At 68.7% G+C, this 15,272-nt stretch carries 12 protein-coding genes and 1 pseudogene; 10 read left to right on the top strand and 3 right to left on the bottom strand.

Annotated features, from left to right (window positions below):
- The first annotated feature begins 1 nt into the window (after position 1).
- Positions 2–619 carry a mycothiol-dependent nitroreductase Rv2466c family protein gene (locus AC1MFI_RS12245; protein ID WP_479817191.1) on the top strand — a complete coding sequence of 206 codons (618 nt, stop codon included), beginning with the start codon at positions 2–4 and terminating at the stop codon, positions 617–619.
- A gap of 64 nt (positions 620–683) precedes the next feature.
- On the opposite strand, the gene valS is transcribed toward AC1MFI_RS12245, so the two are convergent.
- A complete protein-coding gene (gene valS, locus AC1MFI_RS12250) occupies positions 684–3,308 on the bottom strand; it encodes a valine--tRNA ligase (RefSeq protein WP_479817193.1) in 2,625 nt (874 codons plus the stop codon).
- A gap of 100 nt (positions 3,309–3,408) precedes the next feature.
- Here valS and AC1MFI_RS12255 point away from each other — a divergent pair, with 100 nt between their 5' ends.
- Positions 3,409–4,203 (top strand): SDR family oxidoreductase, encoded by a 795-nt coding sequence (locus tag AC1MFI_RS12255; RefSeq protein WP_479817195.1) that lies wholly within the window; start codon positions 3,409–3,411, stop codon positions 4,201–4,203.
- Positions 4,204–4,527: 324 nt separating this feature from the next.
- Positions 4,528–4,704: pseudogene (locus tag AC1MFI_RS12260) on the top strand (diacylglycerol/lipid kinase family protein); the annotation flags it as partial.
- 37 nt (positions 4,705–4,741) lie between these two features.
- Here the strand turns inward: AC1MFI_RS12260 and AC1MFI_RS12265 are convergent.
- Positions 4,742–6,070, bottom strand: coding sequence for a cytochrome P450 (locus tag AC1MFI_RS12265; RefSeq protein ID WP_479817197.1), 1,329 nt, complete (start codon positions 6,068–6,070; stop codon positions 4,742–4,744).
- A 420-nt stretch (positions 6,071–6,490) separates the two neighbouring features.
- Here AC1MFI_RS12265 and ileS point away from each other — a divergent pair, with 420 nt between their 5' ends.
- From ileS to AC1MFI_RS12300, 7 genes are all read left to right on the top strand, one after another.
- A complete protein-coding gene (ileS, locus tag AC1MFI_RS12270; RefSeq protein ID WP_479817199.1) occupies positions 6,491–9,787 on the top strand; it encodes an isoleucine--tRNA ligase in 3,297 nt (1,098 codons plus the stop codon).
- On the top strand, positions 9,780–11,171 hold the full coding sequence (locus AC1MFI_RS12275) for a bifunctional folylpolyglutamate synthase/dihydrofolate synthase (protein ID WP_479817201.1): 1,392 nt from the start codon (positions 9,780–9,782) through the stop codon (positions 11,169–11,171). The genes ileS and AC1MFI_RS12275 overlap by 8 nt, the downstream gene beginning before the upstream one ends.
- Positions 11,172–11,177: 6 nt before the next feature.
- Positions 11,178–11,609 (top strand): DUF4233 domain-containing protein, encoded by a 432-nt coding sequence (locus tag AC1MFI_RS12280; protein WP_479817203.1) that lies wholly within the window; start codon positions 11,178–11,180, stop codon positions 11,607–11,609.
- Between the two features lie 81 nt (positions 11,610–11,690).
- Positions 11,691–12,107 (top strand): nucleoside-diphosphate kinase, encoded by a 417-nt coding sequence (gene ndk / locus AC1MFI_RS12285; protein WP_479817205.1) that lies wholly within the window; start codon positions 11,691–11,693, stop codon positions 12,105–12,107.
- A 68-nt stretch (positions 12,108–12,175) separates the two neighbouring features.
- On the top strand, positions 12,176–13,141 hold the full coding sequence (locus AC1MFI_RS12290) for an aldo/keto reductase (RefSeq protein WP_479817207.1): 966 nt from the start codon (positions 12,176–12,178) through the stop codon (positions 13,139–13,141).
- Positions 13,142–13,303: 162 nt separating this feature from the next.
- Positions 13,304–13,495 carry a hypothetical protein gene (locus AC1MFI_RS12295; protein WP_479817209.1) on the top strand — a complete coding sequence of 64 codons (192 nt, stop codon included), beginning with the start codon at positions 13,304–13,306 and terminating at the stop codon, positions 13,493–13,495.
- A 96-nt stretch (positions 13,496–13,591) separates the two neighbouring features.
- Positions 13,592–14,002: an NUDIX hydrolase gene (locus tag AC1MFI_RS12300; RefSeq protein WP_479817211.1), complete on the top strand. Its 411-nt coding sequence runs from the start codon at positions 13,592–13,594 to the stop codon at positions 14,000–14,002.
- Between the two features lie 234 nt (positions 14,003–14,236).
- Here AC1MFI_RS12300 and AC1MFI_RS12305 read toward each other — a convergent pair whose 3' ends face one another.
- A complete protein-coding gene (locus AC1MFI_RS12305; protein WP_479817213.1) occupies positions 14,237–15,082 on the bottom strand; it encodes a hypothetical protein in 846 nt (281 codons plus the stop codon).
- Positions 15,083–15,272 lie beyond the last annotated feature (190 nt).

Consider the following 15,272-nt stretch of genomic DNA (forward strand, 5'->3'; position numbering starts at 1 on the left):
CATGAGCGAGTCCACGACCACCCAGACAGCAGATTTCTGGTTCGACCCCCTGTGTCCCTTCGCCTGGATCACCTCCCGCTGGATCGGCGAGGTGGAACAGGTGCGTGACATCTCGGTGGACTGGCACGTCATGAGCCTGTCCGTCCTGAACGAGGGACGCGATCTCCCCGAGGAGTACAAGGCCCTGATGCTGCAGGGCTGGGGCCCGGTCCGCGTGATCATCGCGGCAGCGGAGCTGCACGGTGCCGAGTACATCAAGAAGCTGTACGACGCGATGGGCACCCGCATCCACATCGGGCAGAACAAGGACTTCGACGTCGTCATCCGTGAGTCCCTCGAGGAGGTAGGCCTGCCCGCTGACCTGGCCCGGTTCGCCTCCGGCGACGAGTACGACGAGCAGCTCCGCGCGTCGCACAAGGACGGGATCGACCGCGTGGGCGACGAGGTCGGCACCCCGGTCGTCGCCTTCAACGGCACGGCGTTCTTCGGGCCGGTCCTGACGAGGATCCCCCGGGGCGAGGAGGCCGGCCGAATCTTCGACGGCGCCGTGCTGATGTCGGAGTTCCCCGAGTTCTTCGAGCTGAAGCGCTCCCGCAGCGAGAGCCCGAAGTTCGACTAGGGTCCGGACGACAGGAGGGGACCCGCCGTGCGGCGGGTCCCCTCCTGCATACTCCCTGCAGTTCCTAGTCGGCGACCTGGGGAACCAGTTCGACGTCGGCGACGGCCAGGGGGCCGGTTCCTTCCGCGAGCCGGAGATCCCTGGCGTTGCCGGCGGCGAGGAGGTCGGCCAGGCCCGCCCGGACCTGCTCCACCTGGGCCGCAGGAGCGATCACCACGGCGGTCTGCACTTCGGTGCGCTGCTTGACCTTCGCCTCGGACTTCGCCTTGCGGATGCCTCCGAGGGCGAGTGCCACGGAGGTGAGCACACCGGCGTCGGCGCCTGCCGGCAGGGCCGAGAGGGTGTCCGCACTCGGCCAGGCCGCCTGGTGCACGGAGCCCTGGCGCCACCAGCTCCACACCTCCTCGGTCGCGAAGGGCAGGAACGGCGCGAAGAGTCGCAGGAGGGCGTCGAGTGTCGTCGCGAGCGTCGTCTGGACCGACTGGGTCCCCGCGTCGTCGGCGTCCCCGTAGGCGCGGTCCTTGACCAGTTCCACGTAGTCGTCGGTGAACGTCCAGAAGAAGGACTCGGTGAGCTGGAGTGCCCGTGCGTAGTCGTACTTCTCGAAGGCGGCCGTCGCCTGCTCGGTCACGGTACGCAGCTGTGCCAGCAGCGACTGGTCCAGGGCGGTGGAGATGCGCCCGAGGGAGCCCTCGGCGATGGACGCTTCCGTGACGCCGAGGTTCAGTACGAACTTCGAGGCATTGAGGAGCTTGATCGCAAGGCGCCGCCCGATCTTCATCTGGTTCACTTCGTACGCCGTGTCCGCGCCGAGCTTTGCGGACGCCGCCCAGTAGCGGACGGCGTCCGCTCCGAACTGCTCCAGGACGTCGGTGGGGACGACCACGTTGCCCTTGGACTTCGACATCTTCTTGCGGTCCGGGTCCAGGATCCAACCGGAGAGCGCCGCGTGCTTCCAGGGCACCGAGTCCTGCAGGGCTTCGGCCCGCACGGCCGTGGAGAACAGCCAGGTCCGGATGATGTCGTGGCCCTGGGGACGGAGGTCGAACGGGAAGACCTTCCCGAACAGGTCCTCGTCGCGGGCCCACCCGCCGACGATCTGCGGGGTGAGGGAGGACGTCGCCCAGGTGTCCAGCACATCGCTGTCACCGATGAAGCCGCCCGGCTGATTCCGCGCCGACTCGTCGAAGCCCGGAGCGGGATCGGCCGCGGGATCGACCGGAAGTGATTCCAGGGCGGGCAGCAGGGGAGCGTCGTAATCGGGCTCGCCGTCGCCGTCCAGGCGATACCAGACCGGCACGGGCACGCCGAAGAAGCGCTGGCGCGAGACGAGCCAGTCGCCGTTCAGCCCTTCGATCCAGTTCTCGTAGCGGGACCGCATGAACGCCGGGTGGAACTCGATCTCGCGGCCGCGCCGGATCAGGGCTTCACGCTTGCCGGCGTCGCGCCCGCCATTGCGGATGTACCACTGGCGGCTGGTGACGACCTCGAGGGGCTTGTCACCCTTCTCGTAGAAGTTGACCGGGTGCACGATCTTCTTCGGTTCGCCGTCGAGGTCCCCGCTCTCGCGGAGCATGGTGACCACCGATTCCTTGGCGCTGAAGATCGTCTTGCCGGCCACCTGGGAGTAACTCTCGCGGGCGCGTTCGGTCGCGATCCACTCCGGGGTCTCGGACCGGATCCGTCCGTCGCGGCCCACGACGGCGCGGGTGGGCAGCTGCAGTTCACGCCACCAGGTGACGTCGGTCAGGTCGCCGAACGTGCAGATCATGGCGATACCGCTGCCCTTGTCCGGCTTGGCGAGGGGATGCGCCTTGATCTCGACCTCGACGTCGAACAGCGGGCTGGTGACGGTCGTGCCGAACAGGGGCTTGTAGCGCTCGTCGTCAGGGTGCGCCACGAGGGCCACGCATGCCGGCAGGAGTTCGGGGCGGGTGGTCTCGATGTGGATCTGCTCGCCGTCCGGCGCGTGGAAGGCGATGCGGTGGTACGCACCGGGCTGTTCGCGGTCCTCCAGTTCGGCCTGGGCGACGGCGGTACGGAAGGTGACGTCCCACAGGGTGGGAGCCTCGGCGAGGTAGGCGTCACCGGCCTTGAGGTTCTCGAGGAAGGCGCGCTGTGAGACGGCACGGGACGTGTCGTCGATGGTCCTGTAGGTCAGGTCCCAGTCGACCGAGAGGCCGAGCGTGCTGAAGAGGTTCTCGAAGACCGACTCGTCCTCGACGGCCAGTTCCTCGCAGAGTTCGATGAAGTTCCGGCGGGACACGGCGTCGAAGTCGCGCTGGTTCTTCGCGGGTTCGGCCGGCGGCCGGTAGTCGGCGTCGTAGGGGACCGACGGGTCGCAGCGGACACCGTAGTAGTTCTGAACACGGCGCTCGGTGGGCAGACCGTTGTCATCCCAGCCCATGGGGTAGAAGACGTTGGCGCCGTTCATCCGCTTGAAGCGCGCCATGACATCGGTCTGCGTGTAGGAGAACATGTGGCCGACGTGGAGCGATCCCGATGCCGTGGGCGGGGGAGTGTCGATCGAGTAGACCTGCTCGCGCGTGGTGTCGCGGTCGAAGGCGTAGGTGCCGTCCTCGCGCCACTGGCGGGACAGCCTCTCTTCGAGGCCCTCGAGGACGGGCTTGTCGGGAACGGAAACGGGCTGGGGTGAGGGCGTGTCTGTGCCCTGGGTCGTGTCGGCCATAGGTCCATTGTTCCCTACGGCGGGGCGGCCCCGATTCCGGGTGCCGCCCGTCCTCGGCGGCACGCGGGCAGCGCCCCCCACGGCTCGCTACAGTGGCTCCATGACCCCGACTTCGCCTGCACCCATCGGTGCACCCGCCGACCCAGCCCCTTCCGCCCTGCGCGCCATCGTCACCGGAGCCAGCTCCGGGATCGGCGCGGCGACCGTGCGGGCCCTGCGGCGCGACGGGTGGGACGTCATCGCTGCCGCCCGGCGTGTGGACCGCCTCGAGGCCCTCGCGGCAGAGACCGGCGCGACGGCCCTGGCGCTGGACGTGACCGACCAGGCGTCCGTCGACTCCTTCGCGGCCGAGGTCGCGGCGTCCGGTCCCGTCCACGCCCTCGTGAACAACGCAGGCGGCGCCTTCGGTGCGGACCGGCTGGCGGACGCCGTCACCGCGGACTGGGAATGGATGTACAACGTCAACGTGCTCGGGTCCATGCGCATGACGCGTGCGCTGCTCCCGGCCCTGCGCGACGGCGGGCAGGGCAGCGTCCTGTTCCTGACCTCCACCGCTGCGCTCGCGGCCTACGAGGGCGGGGCGGGGTACTGCGGGGTGAAGGCCGCGCAGGAGTCGATGGCGCGTTCGCTTCGGCTCGAGGAGGCCGAGAACAACATCCGCGTCATCGAGGTGTCCCCGGGCATGGTGCACACCGAGGAGTTCTCCCTGAACCGGCTCGGTGGTGACCAGGGGGCGGCGGACAAGGTCTACGAGGGCGTGGCGCATCCCCTGAGCGCGGACGACGTCGCCCGGGCCGTCGCCTTCACCCTCAACGCCCCCCACCACATGAACATCGACCAGCTCGTCCTCCGCCCGCTCGCGCAGGCGGCCAACCACAAGGTGCTCCGACGCTGACGTGCGCGGGCCTCGACAGAACGGGCCGCGGCCCGACGGGCGGGCCGGGGGATGGCCCTGCTCCTCGTCAGTCCGACCGCCGGGCGCGGCGGCTCGGGCCATGCGTGGCAGCAGCACCCGGACGGGAAGGCCCCGCGGTGTCCACCGTCACCACCGGCAGCCTCCGCCTGCCCGTCGCGGTCGGGAACACGGGACAGTAAGGCGGCGGGCTCCGGATCTGTCCGCAGGCGAAGGTCGACGACGGCCTCCTGGAGGTCGTGAGCCTGGGACGATCGACCATCCTGAGCGTCGTCCCCACCTTTTCCCGGTCCTACCGGGGGCCAGCATCTCTGCAGGCCCGGCATCGCCTCCACTCGCGGTGCGAGCGTGCGAATCACGGCGAGCAAGCCCCTCGGCGTCCATGCGGACGGCGAACTGGTGGGGCCGCTGCCGGCGGCCGTGACCGCCATGCCCGGTGCCCTGAAGGTGCCGGTGCCGGCCGGGTCACCGGTCCTCGCCTGAGACGACCCTGCCCGGAACGCCGCGCGGGAAGCAGGAGTCAGCTCCGCGGGGAGACAGCCAGCCGGATGGAGTAGTTGTCCAGGGTGCCCGGCAGCGGACGGGAGGGATCCAGCAACTGCCCCTGGGCGATGCGGAAGTCATGCGCGCTGACGAGAGACGCCAGCGCCGCGCTCGTGAGGAGCAGCACCAACTGCTTCCCGGGGCACACCACCGGGCCGTCGCTGAACGGCACGAGAGGCCAGCCGTCGTCCTCCCCGCTCAGCCAGCGTTCGGGCGAGAAGCCGTGGGCACTGCGCAGGTGGCGGTCGTCGCGGTGGAAGTAGGGCGCGTAGACGAGCACGCCGCACTTCGCCGGCATCAGGCCCTGCTCCCACTGCACCGGCCGGGTGGTCTCGCGCAGGATCATGGGCGTCGTCGGCCAGAGGCGCAGCCCCTCGAGCACGGCAGCGCGTAGATAGGGGAGGAAGCGGCGTCCCGAGGTGTCGCCGTCGGCCTCGCGCCGGGCCGCGGCCATCGCATCGGGATGCGTCGCGAGCACGGCCAGGGTGCGGAAGGTCGTCATGCCCGCGGGGTCGAAGGCGAACAGCCACTGGGGCACCTGCTCGGCAGGTTCCGCCCCGTCGCCCTTCGGTGCCGCGGCCATGACGGCGGCAAGGCTGCCCGGCTCGGCATCGGCGAGTTCCTCGCTGATGCGCTGGAGCAGGCGCCGGCGCGTTCTTCTCCGCACGGGCTTCAGAAATGCCCAGTTCCCGTCCTTCCGGAGTCGGATCATCATGGCCGTGAGGTCCTTGTCGTCCCGTGCATGGTCGCCGAAGACCACGCGCCGCACCACCCGGTACCAGGCGTCGAGGAAATCCCCCCAGGGGAGGGATCCGCTGGAGGCGGCGCCGGCCAGCAGTTGCTGCATCTCCTCCTCGACGACCGGGACGAAGCGGTCGGCGAGGTGGTGCACCGGGTGGCTCGTGTCCAGGACCTGCTCCTGGAGGGCGCGGCGCACGGTCCGGACGGGGCCACGCGAGATCAGCACGTTGTGGGGCAGGAAGTGGGACAGGGCCGCCCGCTTCTCGCTGCTGGCAGGGGAGAACGGCTCCGGTGACTGCGCCAGGACCGTGTCGACGTCCGCTGGGGCGAGCACCACCGCCTGCCTCCGGATCGGGAGCCTCAGCATGAGCGGTCCGTCCGGGTACTTCTCATGAAGCGTCCTGACGATGCCCACAGCCTTCGAGTCGAGGTCGAGGCGGGCGGCGAGTCCGACGGCCCAGGGGCGCCTGATGATGGGTCCCTTGGCCACGGTGGGCAGGAAGACGCCCAGCAGCAACCGGGCGGTGTCCAGCGCGGACGCGGTGGGAAGGGCGGGGGTCGGCATGGGGTATCCATCCTGTTGCGGTCGGGGCACCCTCCACCCTGCCAAGCATGGGCGGCGACCACAACGCCTTTGTGCAGGGGCACCGGTCACCCTCTCGTGCCGTCGTCCTTTCGACAACGAATTCGGGGCGGCGCTAGACTTGGGGGACAAGCGTCGACCCGGCAATCACCGGCGAGCTTCCGGAAGAAGGCCGCCCACCATGGCGGCCCGTAGAACCGGACGGGTGGCCCGTCACAGCCAGAACGAGCGGCGGCCCCGGCTGCCGTGCCAGCGGCACGGCGGACGACGGCGGCAAGTGAGGTGGTACCGCGGGTCCTGGACCCCCGCGGCCGGTCAGGCAACCGGCGGTGGGCGGAAGGGAACCGTCCTCACGGCAGGATTCCTGCTCCACCCGACGCCGCCGCACACAGGATGAGAACCATGCCGCAGATCTACCCCAAAGCCGTGTCGCCCGATGACAGCGGTGCTTCCTCCGGAACCAGCGCCTCCCCGCGCTTCCCCGAGCTCGAGGAACGCGTGCTCCGCTACTGGCAGGAGGACGGCACCTTCCAGGCGTCCATCGACGCCCGTGATCCCGGCGTCGACGGTTCCAACGAATTCGTGTTCTACGACGGCCCCCCCTTCGCCAACGGCCTCCCGCACTACGGGCACCTCCTCACCGGCTACGCCAAGGACCTCGTAGGCCGCTACCAGACGCAGCGCGGCCACCGCGTGGAACGGCGCTTCGGCTGGGACACGCACGGCCTGCCCGCCGAGCTCGAGGCCATGAAGCAGCTCGGGATGACGGACAAGCAGCAGATCCTCGCCATGGGCATCGACAACTTCAACGACGCCGCCCGTGCCTCGGTCATGAAGTACGCGGGGGAGTGGCGTGACTACGTGACCCGCCAGGCCCGCTGGGTGGACTTCGACAACGACTACAAGACCCTCAACCCGGAGTACATGGAGTCCGTGCTGTGGGCGTTCAAGACGCTGCACGAGAAGGGCCTGACCTACAACGGGTACCGGGTCCTGCCGTACTGCTGGAACGACGAGACGCCGCTGTCCAACCATGAACTCCGGATGGACGAGGACGTCTACCAGGACCGCCAGGACCAGACCGTCACGGTCACCTTCCCGATCCTCGCCGGCGGTTCGGATCTGTCGAAGGACCTCGCGGGGGTCCAGGCCCTCGCGTGGACGACGACGCCGTGGACGCTCCCCACCAACGCGGCGCTCGCCGTCGGACCCGACATCGCCTACGTGGTCGTCGAGGCCCAGCGCGACGGCGAGGCGGGCCGGTACCTGCTGGCGGAGGACCTGCTCGGCAACTACGCGAAGGACCTCGGCTTCGCCGATGCCGCCGCCGCGCGCGACGCCGTCACGTCCCGTCACCTGGGCTCCGAGCTCGAAGGCCTCACCTACCAGCCGCTGTGGGACTACCTCGCCGATCCTGAGGAGGGCGGGTACCGCAACGCGTTCCGCTTCCTCGTCGCGGACTACGTCACGACGACGGACGGCACCGGCCTCGTCCATCAGGCCCCCGCCTACGGCGAGGAGGACCAGAAGATCTGCGAGGAAGCCGGCATCCAGGTGATCCTCTCGGTCGACGAGGGCGCGAAGTTCCTGCCGATGTTCGGCGAGGGGCCGCTCGCGGAGATCGTGGGGCTGCAGGTCTTCGAGGCGAACAAGCACATCACGCGCGTGCTGAAGTCCGAGGGACGCCTCGTGCGCCAGGCCAGCTACGTGCACAGCTACCCCCACTGCTGGCGGTGCCGCAACCCGCTGATCTACCGCGCCGTGTCCTCGTGGTACGTCGAAGTCACCAAGATCCGGGACCGCATGGTGGAGCTCAACCAGGACATCACCTGGATCCCCGGCAACGTCAAGGACGGCCAGTTCGGCAAGTGGCTCTCCAACGCGCGTGACTGGTCGATCAGCCGCAACCGATTCTGGGGCAGCCCTATCCCGGTGTGGCAGTCGGACAACCCCGAGTACCCCCGTACCGACGTCTACGGCTCACTCGCCGAGCTCCAGGCCGATTTCGGTCGCCTCCCGCTCAACAAGCAGGGTGAGGTGGACCTCCACCGCCCCTTCATCGACGAGCTCACCCGTCCGAACCCCGACGATCCGACCGGGCAGTCGACCATGCGCCGCGTCGAGGATGTCCTGGACGTGTGGTTCGACTCCGGGTCGATGCCCTACGGCCAGGTGCACTACCCGTTCGAGAACGAGCAGTGGTTCGACACCCACAATCCTGCGGACTTCATCGTCGAGTACATCGGGCAGACCCGCGGCTGGTTCTACATGCTGCATATCCTGTCCACGGCGCTGTTCGACCGGCCGGCGTTCCGCAACGTCATCAGCCATGGCATCGTGCTGGGTTCCGACGGGCAGAAGATGTCCAAGAGCCTGCGGAACTACCCGGACGTCTCCGAGGTCTTCGACCGCGACGGGTCGGACGCCATGCGCTGGTTCCTCATGGCCTCGCCAATCCTCCGCGGCGGCAACCTCGTCGTCACGGAGCAGGGGATCCGCGAGGGCGTCCGCCAGGTGATCCTGCCGCTGTGGAACGTCTGGCACTTCTTCAGCCTCTACACGAACGCCGCCAACGGCGGCGGGGGCTACGAGGCGAAGACCGTTCGGCCGGAGGCCGCGGCGCAGCTGAGCGAGCCGATCGACCGCTACATCCTCGCGAACACGGGCATCCTCGTCCGCGACCTCACCGAGGCACTCGACGCCTTCACCATCAGCGACGCGTGCGAGTCCCTGCGCCGCTACCTGGACACGCTCACCAACTGGTACGTCCGCCGGAGCCGCCAGCGGTTCTTCGACGAGGACACGGACGCCTTCGACGTCCTCTACACGTGCCTCGAGGCCGTGTGCCGCGTCGCGGCTCCGCTGCTACCCCTCGTCACGGAGGAGATCTGGCGCGGGCTCACCGGCGGCCGGTCCGTGCACCTCACCGACTGGCCCGAGGCGGCGTCGTTCCCTGCCGCTCCGGACCTCGTGGATCAGATGGACCGGACGCGCCAGGTGTGCTCGGTCGGCTCCAGCCTGCGGAAGGCCGCGAACCTCAGGGTGAGGCTCCCACTGCGGGAACTGACCGTCGTCGCCCCCGGTGCGGCGGAGCTGTCGGGGCAGTACCAGTCCATCATCGAGGACGAACTCAACCTCAAGGACGTCCGCCTCATCGACTCCGCCGACGCGGAGCCTGCCGAGTTCGGGATCACGCAGCGCCTCGTCGTCCACGCCCGCGCCGCCGGCCCACGCCTCGGCAAGAACGTGCAGACCGTCATCAGGGCGTCCAAGGCGGGGGAGTGGTCCGTGGACGACGACGGCGGCGTCACCGCCGGTGGCATCGCCCTCGAACCGCACGAGTACACGCTCGACACCGTGGTGGAGGGCAACGATGCCGGCTCGAAGGCCGTCACGGTCCTCCCGGGCGGCGGGTTCCTGGTCCTCGACACCGAGGTCACGGAGGACCTGGCGGCGGAGGGCACGGCGCGTGACGCGATCCGTGCCATCCAGCAGGCCCGGCGCGACGCCGACCTCGACATCAGCGACCGCATCACCACGACCGTCGGCGTCGCTCAGGACCAGGTCGCGGCTCTCGAGGCGAACGCCGACCTCATCAAGGCGGAGACGCTGACACTGGAGCTGCGCATCACCGGGCTCGAGGACACGGTCAACGAATTCAGCATCACCGTCGCGAGGCAGGAGCAGCAGCATGGATGACATGAACGGAACCGGCGCGGACGGCAGGGCGGAGCTCGACGGCTTCTCGGTCGAGAGCGTGTACGCCGAACTCCTGAGCCGCGCGCCGGAGAACAGGATGGAACCGAGGATGGCGCCGCTGCGCCGGGCCATGGAGATCCTCGGGGAGCCGAACAAGGCCTTCCCGATCATCCATATCACCGGGACCAACGGCAAGACCTCGACGGCGCGCATGATCGAGGGCATCCTGCTGGCGCACGACCTGCGGACCGGCCGTTTCACGAGTCCGCACCTCGCGCGCGTCACCGAGCGCATCAGCATCGACGGCGAACCCGTGGCCGACGAGACGTTCGTGCGGGTCTGGGACGAGATCAGGCCCTACCTCGACATCGTCGACGGAGAGCTCGTCGACGCCGGGGATCCTCGCCTGACGTACTTCGAGTGCGTGACCATCCTTGCCTTCGCGATCTTCGCCGACGAACCGATCGACGTCGGAGTGATCGAGGTGGGGCTGGGAGGCATCACCGACGCCACCAACGTCGGCGACGGACAGGTGGCGGTCGTCACCCCGATCTCCCTCGACCACACGGAGCTCCTCGGCGACACCGTCGAGGACATCGCGCTGGAGAAGGCCGGCATCATCAAGCCCGGTTCCTTCCTCGTCAGCGCGATCCAGCCCCGCGACGCCGCACAGGTGCTGCTGGAGCGCGCGCAGGAGGTAGGCGCGGAGTTCCGCTTCGAAGGCGTCGAGTTCGGCGTCGAATCGCGCACGGTCGCCGTCGGAGGGCAGGTGGTGTCCCTCACGGGGCTCGCCGGCCGCTACGGGGAGCTGCTCGTACCGTTGCACGGCGAGCACCAGGCGGAGAACGCCGCCGTCGCGGTCGCGGCGGTCGAGGCGTTCCTCGGCGGCGGCGAGCGCCAGCTCGAGACCGAGCTGGTCCGCAACGGGCTGCGCGCCGTCACCTCTCCCGGTCGCCTCGAGGTGGTCCGCACCGCGCCGAGCATCATCGTGGACGCGGCCCACAACCCGGCCGGAGCCCGGGCAGCCGCCAAGGGGATCACCGAGGCCTTCGACTTCACGCGGCTCGTGCTGGTCATCGGGGTGCTGCAGGACAAGGACGCGGCCGGCATGCTCGCCGAACTGCACGAGGAGCTCGGCGGGATCCTGGAGGACGTCTGCCTGACGCAGTCGACGTCGCCCCGGTCGGTACCTGCCGCCGACCTCCTGCAGGCCGCTCTGGCCGCCGGATTCGCGGAGGAGAACATCAACATCGCTCCCGGGCTCGACGACGCCCTGGAATGGGCGGTGATGAAGGCGGAGGAGAACAATGACCTCGCCGGGGGCATCCTCGTCACCGGTTCCATCACCGTGGTCGGGGAAGCCCGTACGCTCCTGGGGAAGTAGGCAGGCATGGCTCGCAGAACGAAGGCGCAGCGCGAATGGCGGCCCGGCATGCCCAGGAAACGCCGGTCCACCAAGATCCTGTTCGCCTCGACCGTCCTGCTGCTCGAGGCGTTCGTGGTGTTCTTCGCCACGCTCGCGGTGTTCGGGCTGCGGCGGGACGAGATCTCACCCGCCCTGATCCTGATCCCGGGGCTTCTCCTCAGCGTCGTGCTGGTCCTGACCTGCGCCGTGCTCACGAAGAAATGGGGGATCGGTCTCGGCTGGATCCTGCAGCTCGTCATCATCGCCGGCGGTTTCCTCGAACCGACCATGTTCGTGGTGGGCGTCGCGTTCGCCCTGACCTGGCTCTACGGCATCCGGCAGGGGCGTCGCGTGGACCGCGAGAACGTGGAGCGGGACCGGCTGCAGGCCGAGTGGGAGAAGGCCAACCCCGAATGAGGCTGCGGCCTTTAGTAGAGTCGAGCGTGATACCCGCCCGCGGCGCCGTACATCACGGCGCCCGCCATCCCAGGAGTTCCCATGAGCGTTGAGCGCACCCTTGTCCTCGTCAAGCCCGACGGCGTGTCCCGAGGCCTGACCGGCACCATCCTGTCCCGCATCGAGGCGAAGGGCTACAGCATCGCCGAGCTCAAGCGCGTCCATGCCACGCGGGAGCTCCTGGAGGAGCACTACGCGGAGCACGTCGGCAAGCCGTTCTTCGAGCCGCTCGTCGAGTTCATGCTGAGCGGCCCGATCGTCGCCGCCGTCTTCGAGGGCCAGCGCGTCATCGAGGGCTTCAGGTCGCTGGCCGGGGCCACGGAGCCGACGACGGCGGCCCCGGGCACCATCCGCGGTGACCTGGGTCGCGATTGGGGCGTCAAGGTCCAGCAGAACCTCGTACACGGTTCCGACTCCGCGGAGTCCGCGGAGCGCGAGATCGGCATCTGGTTCGTCTGATACCGACTCGTGAAACAGTGTTGCCCCGGGTCGTGTGCCCGGGGCAACTGCTTTGGTAGGTTAGGGCCATGATGACCTACCGCAGACTGGGCTCTTCCGGGCTCAGCGTTTCCACCGTCGGACTCGGCTGCAACAACCTGGGCAGGGCCGGCACCACCTCCGAGTCGCAGGAGGGCACCGACGCCGTGGTGCACGCCGCACTCGACGCGGGCATCACCCTCTTCGACGTCGCCGACATGTACGGCAAGGCACCCGGCGTCAGCGAAGTGCAGTTGGGCGCGGCGCTGGGCAGCAGGCGCGACGACATCGTGCTCGCCACGAAGTTCGGCCTCGACATGGGCGGCGTGAACGGGCCGGACTGGAATGCCCGCGGCTCCCGGCGCTACATCATCCGTGCGGTCGAGGCCTCCCTCCGCCGACTCGGCACCGATTGGATCGACCTGTACCAGTACCACGCTCCGGACGCGCTCACGCCGATCGAGGAGACCCTCGCGGCCCTTGACGACCTCGTGACGAGTGGCAAGGTGCGCTACCTGGGACACTCCAACTTCGCCGGCTGGCAGATCGCCGAGGCCGAATTCACCGCACGCAGCGGTGGCTACGCGCCCTTCATCTCCGCGCAGAATCCCTACAACCTGCTGGACCGCCGCCTGGAGCGCGAGGTGGTCCCCGCGGTCGAAGCCTACGGTCTCGGCGTCCTGCCCTATTTCCCGCTGGCGAACGGCCTCCTGACCGGCAAGTACCGCCGGAACGAGGTACCTGCCGGCAGCAGGCTCACCCACTCGCGCCAGAACGTGCTGGAATCGGCGGACTGGAGCCAGCTGGAAGCCTTCGCCGCTTTCGCCTCGGAGCGCGGCGTCAGCGAGGTCCAGGTCGCGTTCTCCTGGCTCGCCGCCCAGCCCTCCGTGGGATCGGTCATCGCGGGAGCCACGACACCGGAGCAGGTACGGCAGAATGCGGCAGCGGCGGACTGGACGCCGTCCGACGGGGATCTCGCCGAGCTGGACCGCATCTTCCCGCGCCCGGCCGCCTGACGCAGCACTTTCCGAGCCCGGACCACGACGACCTCGACGCAGACGAAACCGCTGCTTCCCCGGGCGGCATGAGGCATTCCCCTGCTTCCCGGGTCGACGGCGACAGCGACGGCGTAGGATGCGGACCATGACACTGGGGGAGAAGCGCGGCAGGGCCGTACGATGATCGAACTGGTCGGGCTGGCCGTGAGAATCGCCTTCGCTGCCCTGCTGGAGTCCTTCCCGTACTGGAGTTTCTCCGGGCGCCGCACGTACCGGGGCTACCTCCGCGCACTGCCGCCGGGCGTGACGGCGATGTCGAGGCGCGAGTGGCGGGCCGCCGAGCGGGCGGGAGATCCGAGCGGCTCCTCGTGACAGACCCGGGGGTTCGGGTAGGTACGACCTTGCGGACGGTAGCCTCTCCGGCCCGTTCGACTCCGGGGGTCCCAGCTGGTTCCTTACACTGGTCCCATGAGCAGTGCCGAGACCGTCGAGGGATGTCAGATCATCCTGGTGAACAGTGTCGGGGCCGTGCTGCTGCAGCTGCGCGACGACAAGCCCTGGATCCCGTTCCCCACCATGTGGGCCATCCCGGGAGGGATGCTGGAGCCTGGCGAGTCGGCGCAGGCGTGTGTCGAACGCGAGGTGCGCGAGGAACTGGGCGTGACCCTGCCTACCGGTTCCGTTCGCTTCCTCGGCCGGGTGCAGAGGCATTACGGAGTCGAATACACCTTCACAGCACCCTTCGAAGCAGACCCGCGGGAACTGGCCCTGACCGAAGGTCAGCGTGTCGACTGGTTCCTCCAGCATCGGATAGCGGCTATGCATCTGGCGTATGAGGACAACGCGGTACTCGAGGACTTCTTCAGGGACCGTTGCTGAATCAGCCCCACGACCTCAGGACCGTGAGGGCGCCGGCCCACCCGGTGTCGAGACGACTCGTCAGCGGCCAGATCGGTGCGATGGGCAAGAGAATGCTCGCCCCTGGTCCACAGCCGATGCGGACGCTCAGCGACCGGTCTCCGCGTCCGTGTGGTGCGAGTCGGTATGCGTTGCACGACAGGCACTGCTCGGAAGAGTCATCGGTCAGGTCGCAGGCTCTCCACGCCGTCCCGATCAGGCCCGTGCTCCCGCTTCGAACGCGCCGCTGCCCTCGCTCACCGGCATCGAGCTGGTCGCGCTGATGTGCATCGTGGTCAGATGCAGGATGCCCAGGATGAGGAAGAGCATGGACAGCGCGAGGTCCGTCCAGAACGCGCCCGGGCTCGGTGCGGCATCGAACAGTGGTTTGACCAGTTCCCCCACGGCCAGGGAGAAGATGAGGGTGAAGCCCAGAACGTGGATGGCCGGCAGCAGAAGCAGCCCGGTCCGGTGCGACCTGTAGGTGAGGACGGCGAGGATCAGAAAGGCGGGCATGATGAAGCACAGGTCCAGGATGAAGATCGAGTAGAGGGAGTCGATCTGCTCTCCGGTGCGCATCAGGGGCAGGAGCATCCCTATCCAGAGAGGGTAGAAAACGAGGGGTTGCAGCATGGCACCGGAGGCTGACACCAGCCGGACCGCCTTCGGCAGGGCAGGTCGAGGGAGGTCACGGCGGAGGTGGGCTCCGGCGCAGACCAGCGCCCAGAGCGCCAGGGTGAAGACTGCCATGTACACGAGGTACAGGTCGTTGTAGGCACGCTCGATCACGTAGATCCCGTAGGCGTAGAACAGATACCCCATGAGCCCCAGAGCCACGATCTGAGGTTTCACGCGGTCGCCGCGAGCCGAGACCGCCACGTACAGGAGCGCCAGTGCGGCTGCCACGGAGAGCAGATCCTGTGAAAAGGCTCCGGGGATGAGCTCCTCGCTGACGACGCCGCCATACACTGCGGGACGCCATAGCTCGGCCGCTGCGGCGACGAGTGTCAGGACGCCGGTGATGGCCCACAGGGACCGGTGAAGGCCGAGATGGCTGAGCATGGTGTGATCCTTCCTTCAGCTGACCATGACCTGCTGGTCGATCCACCGCTCCAGCGATGGGGTCATCAGCAGGACCGCCACGACGCTCACCATCAGGACGTGCACGAGAGCATTCCACGCGGTGGTCCCGGTCATGAGTCCAGAGTCGGCGCCCGTCACCTGCTTATCCAGGGCCAGAAGTCCCGACGAC

The sequence above is a fragment of the Arthrobacter sp. BC5 genome (genome assembly GCF_056680255.1).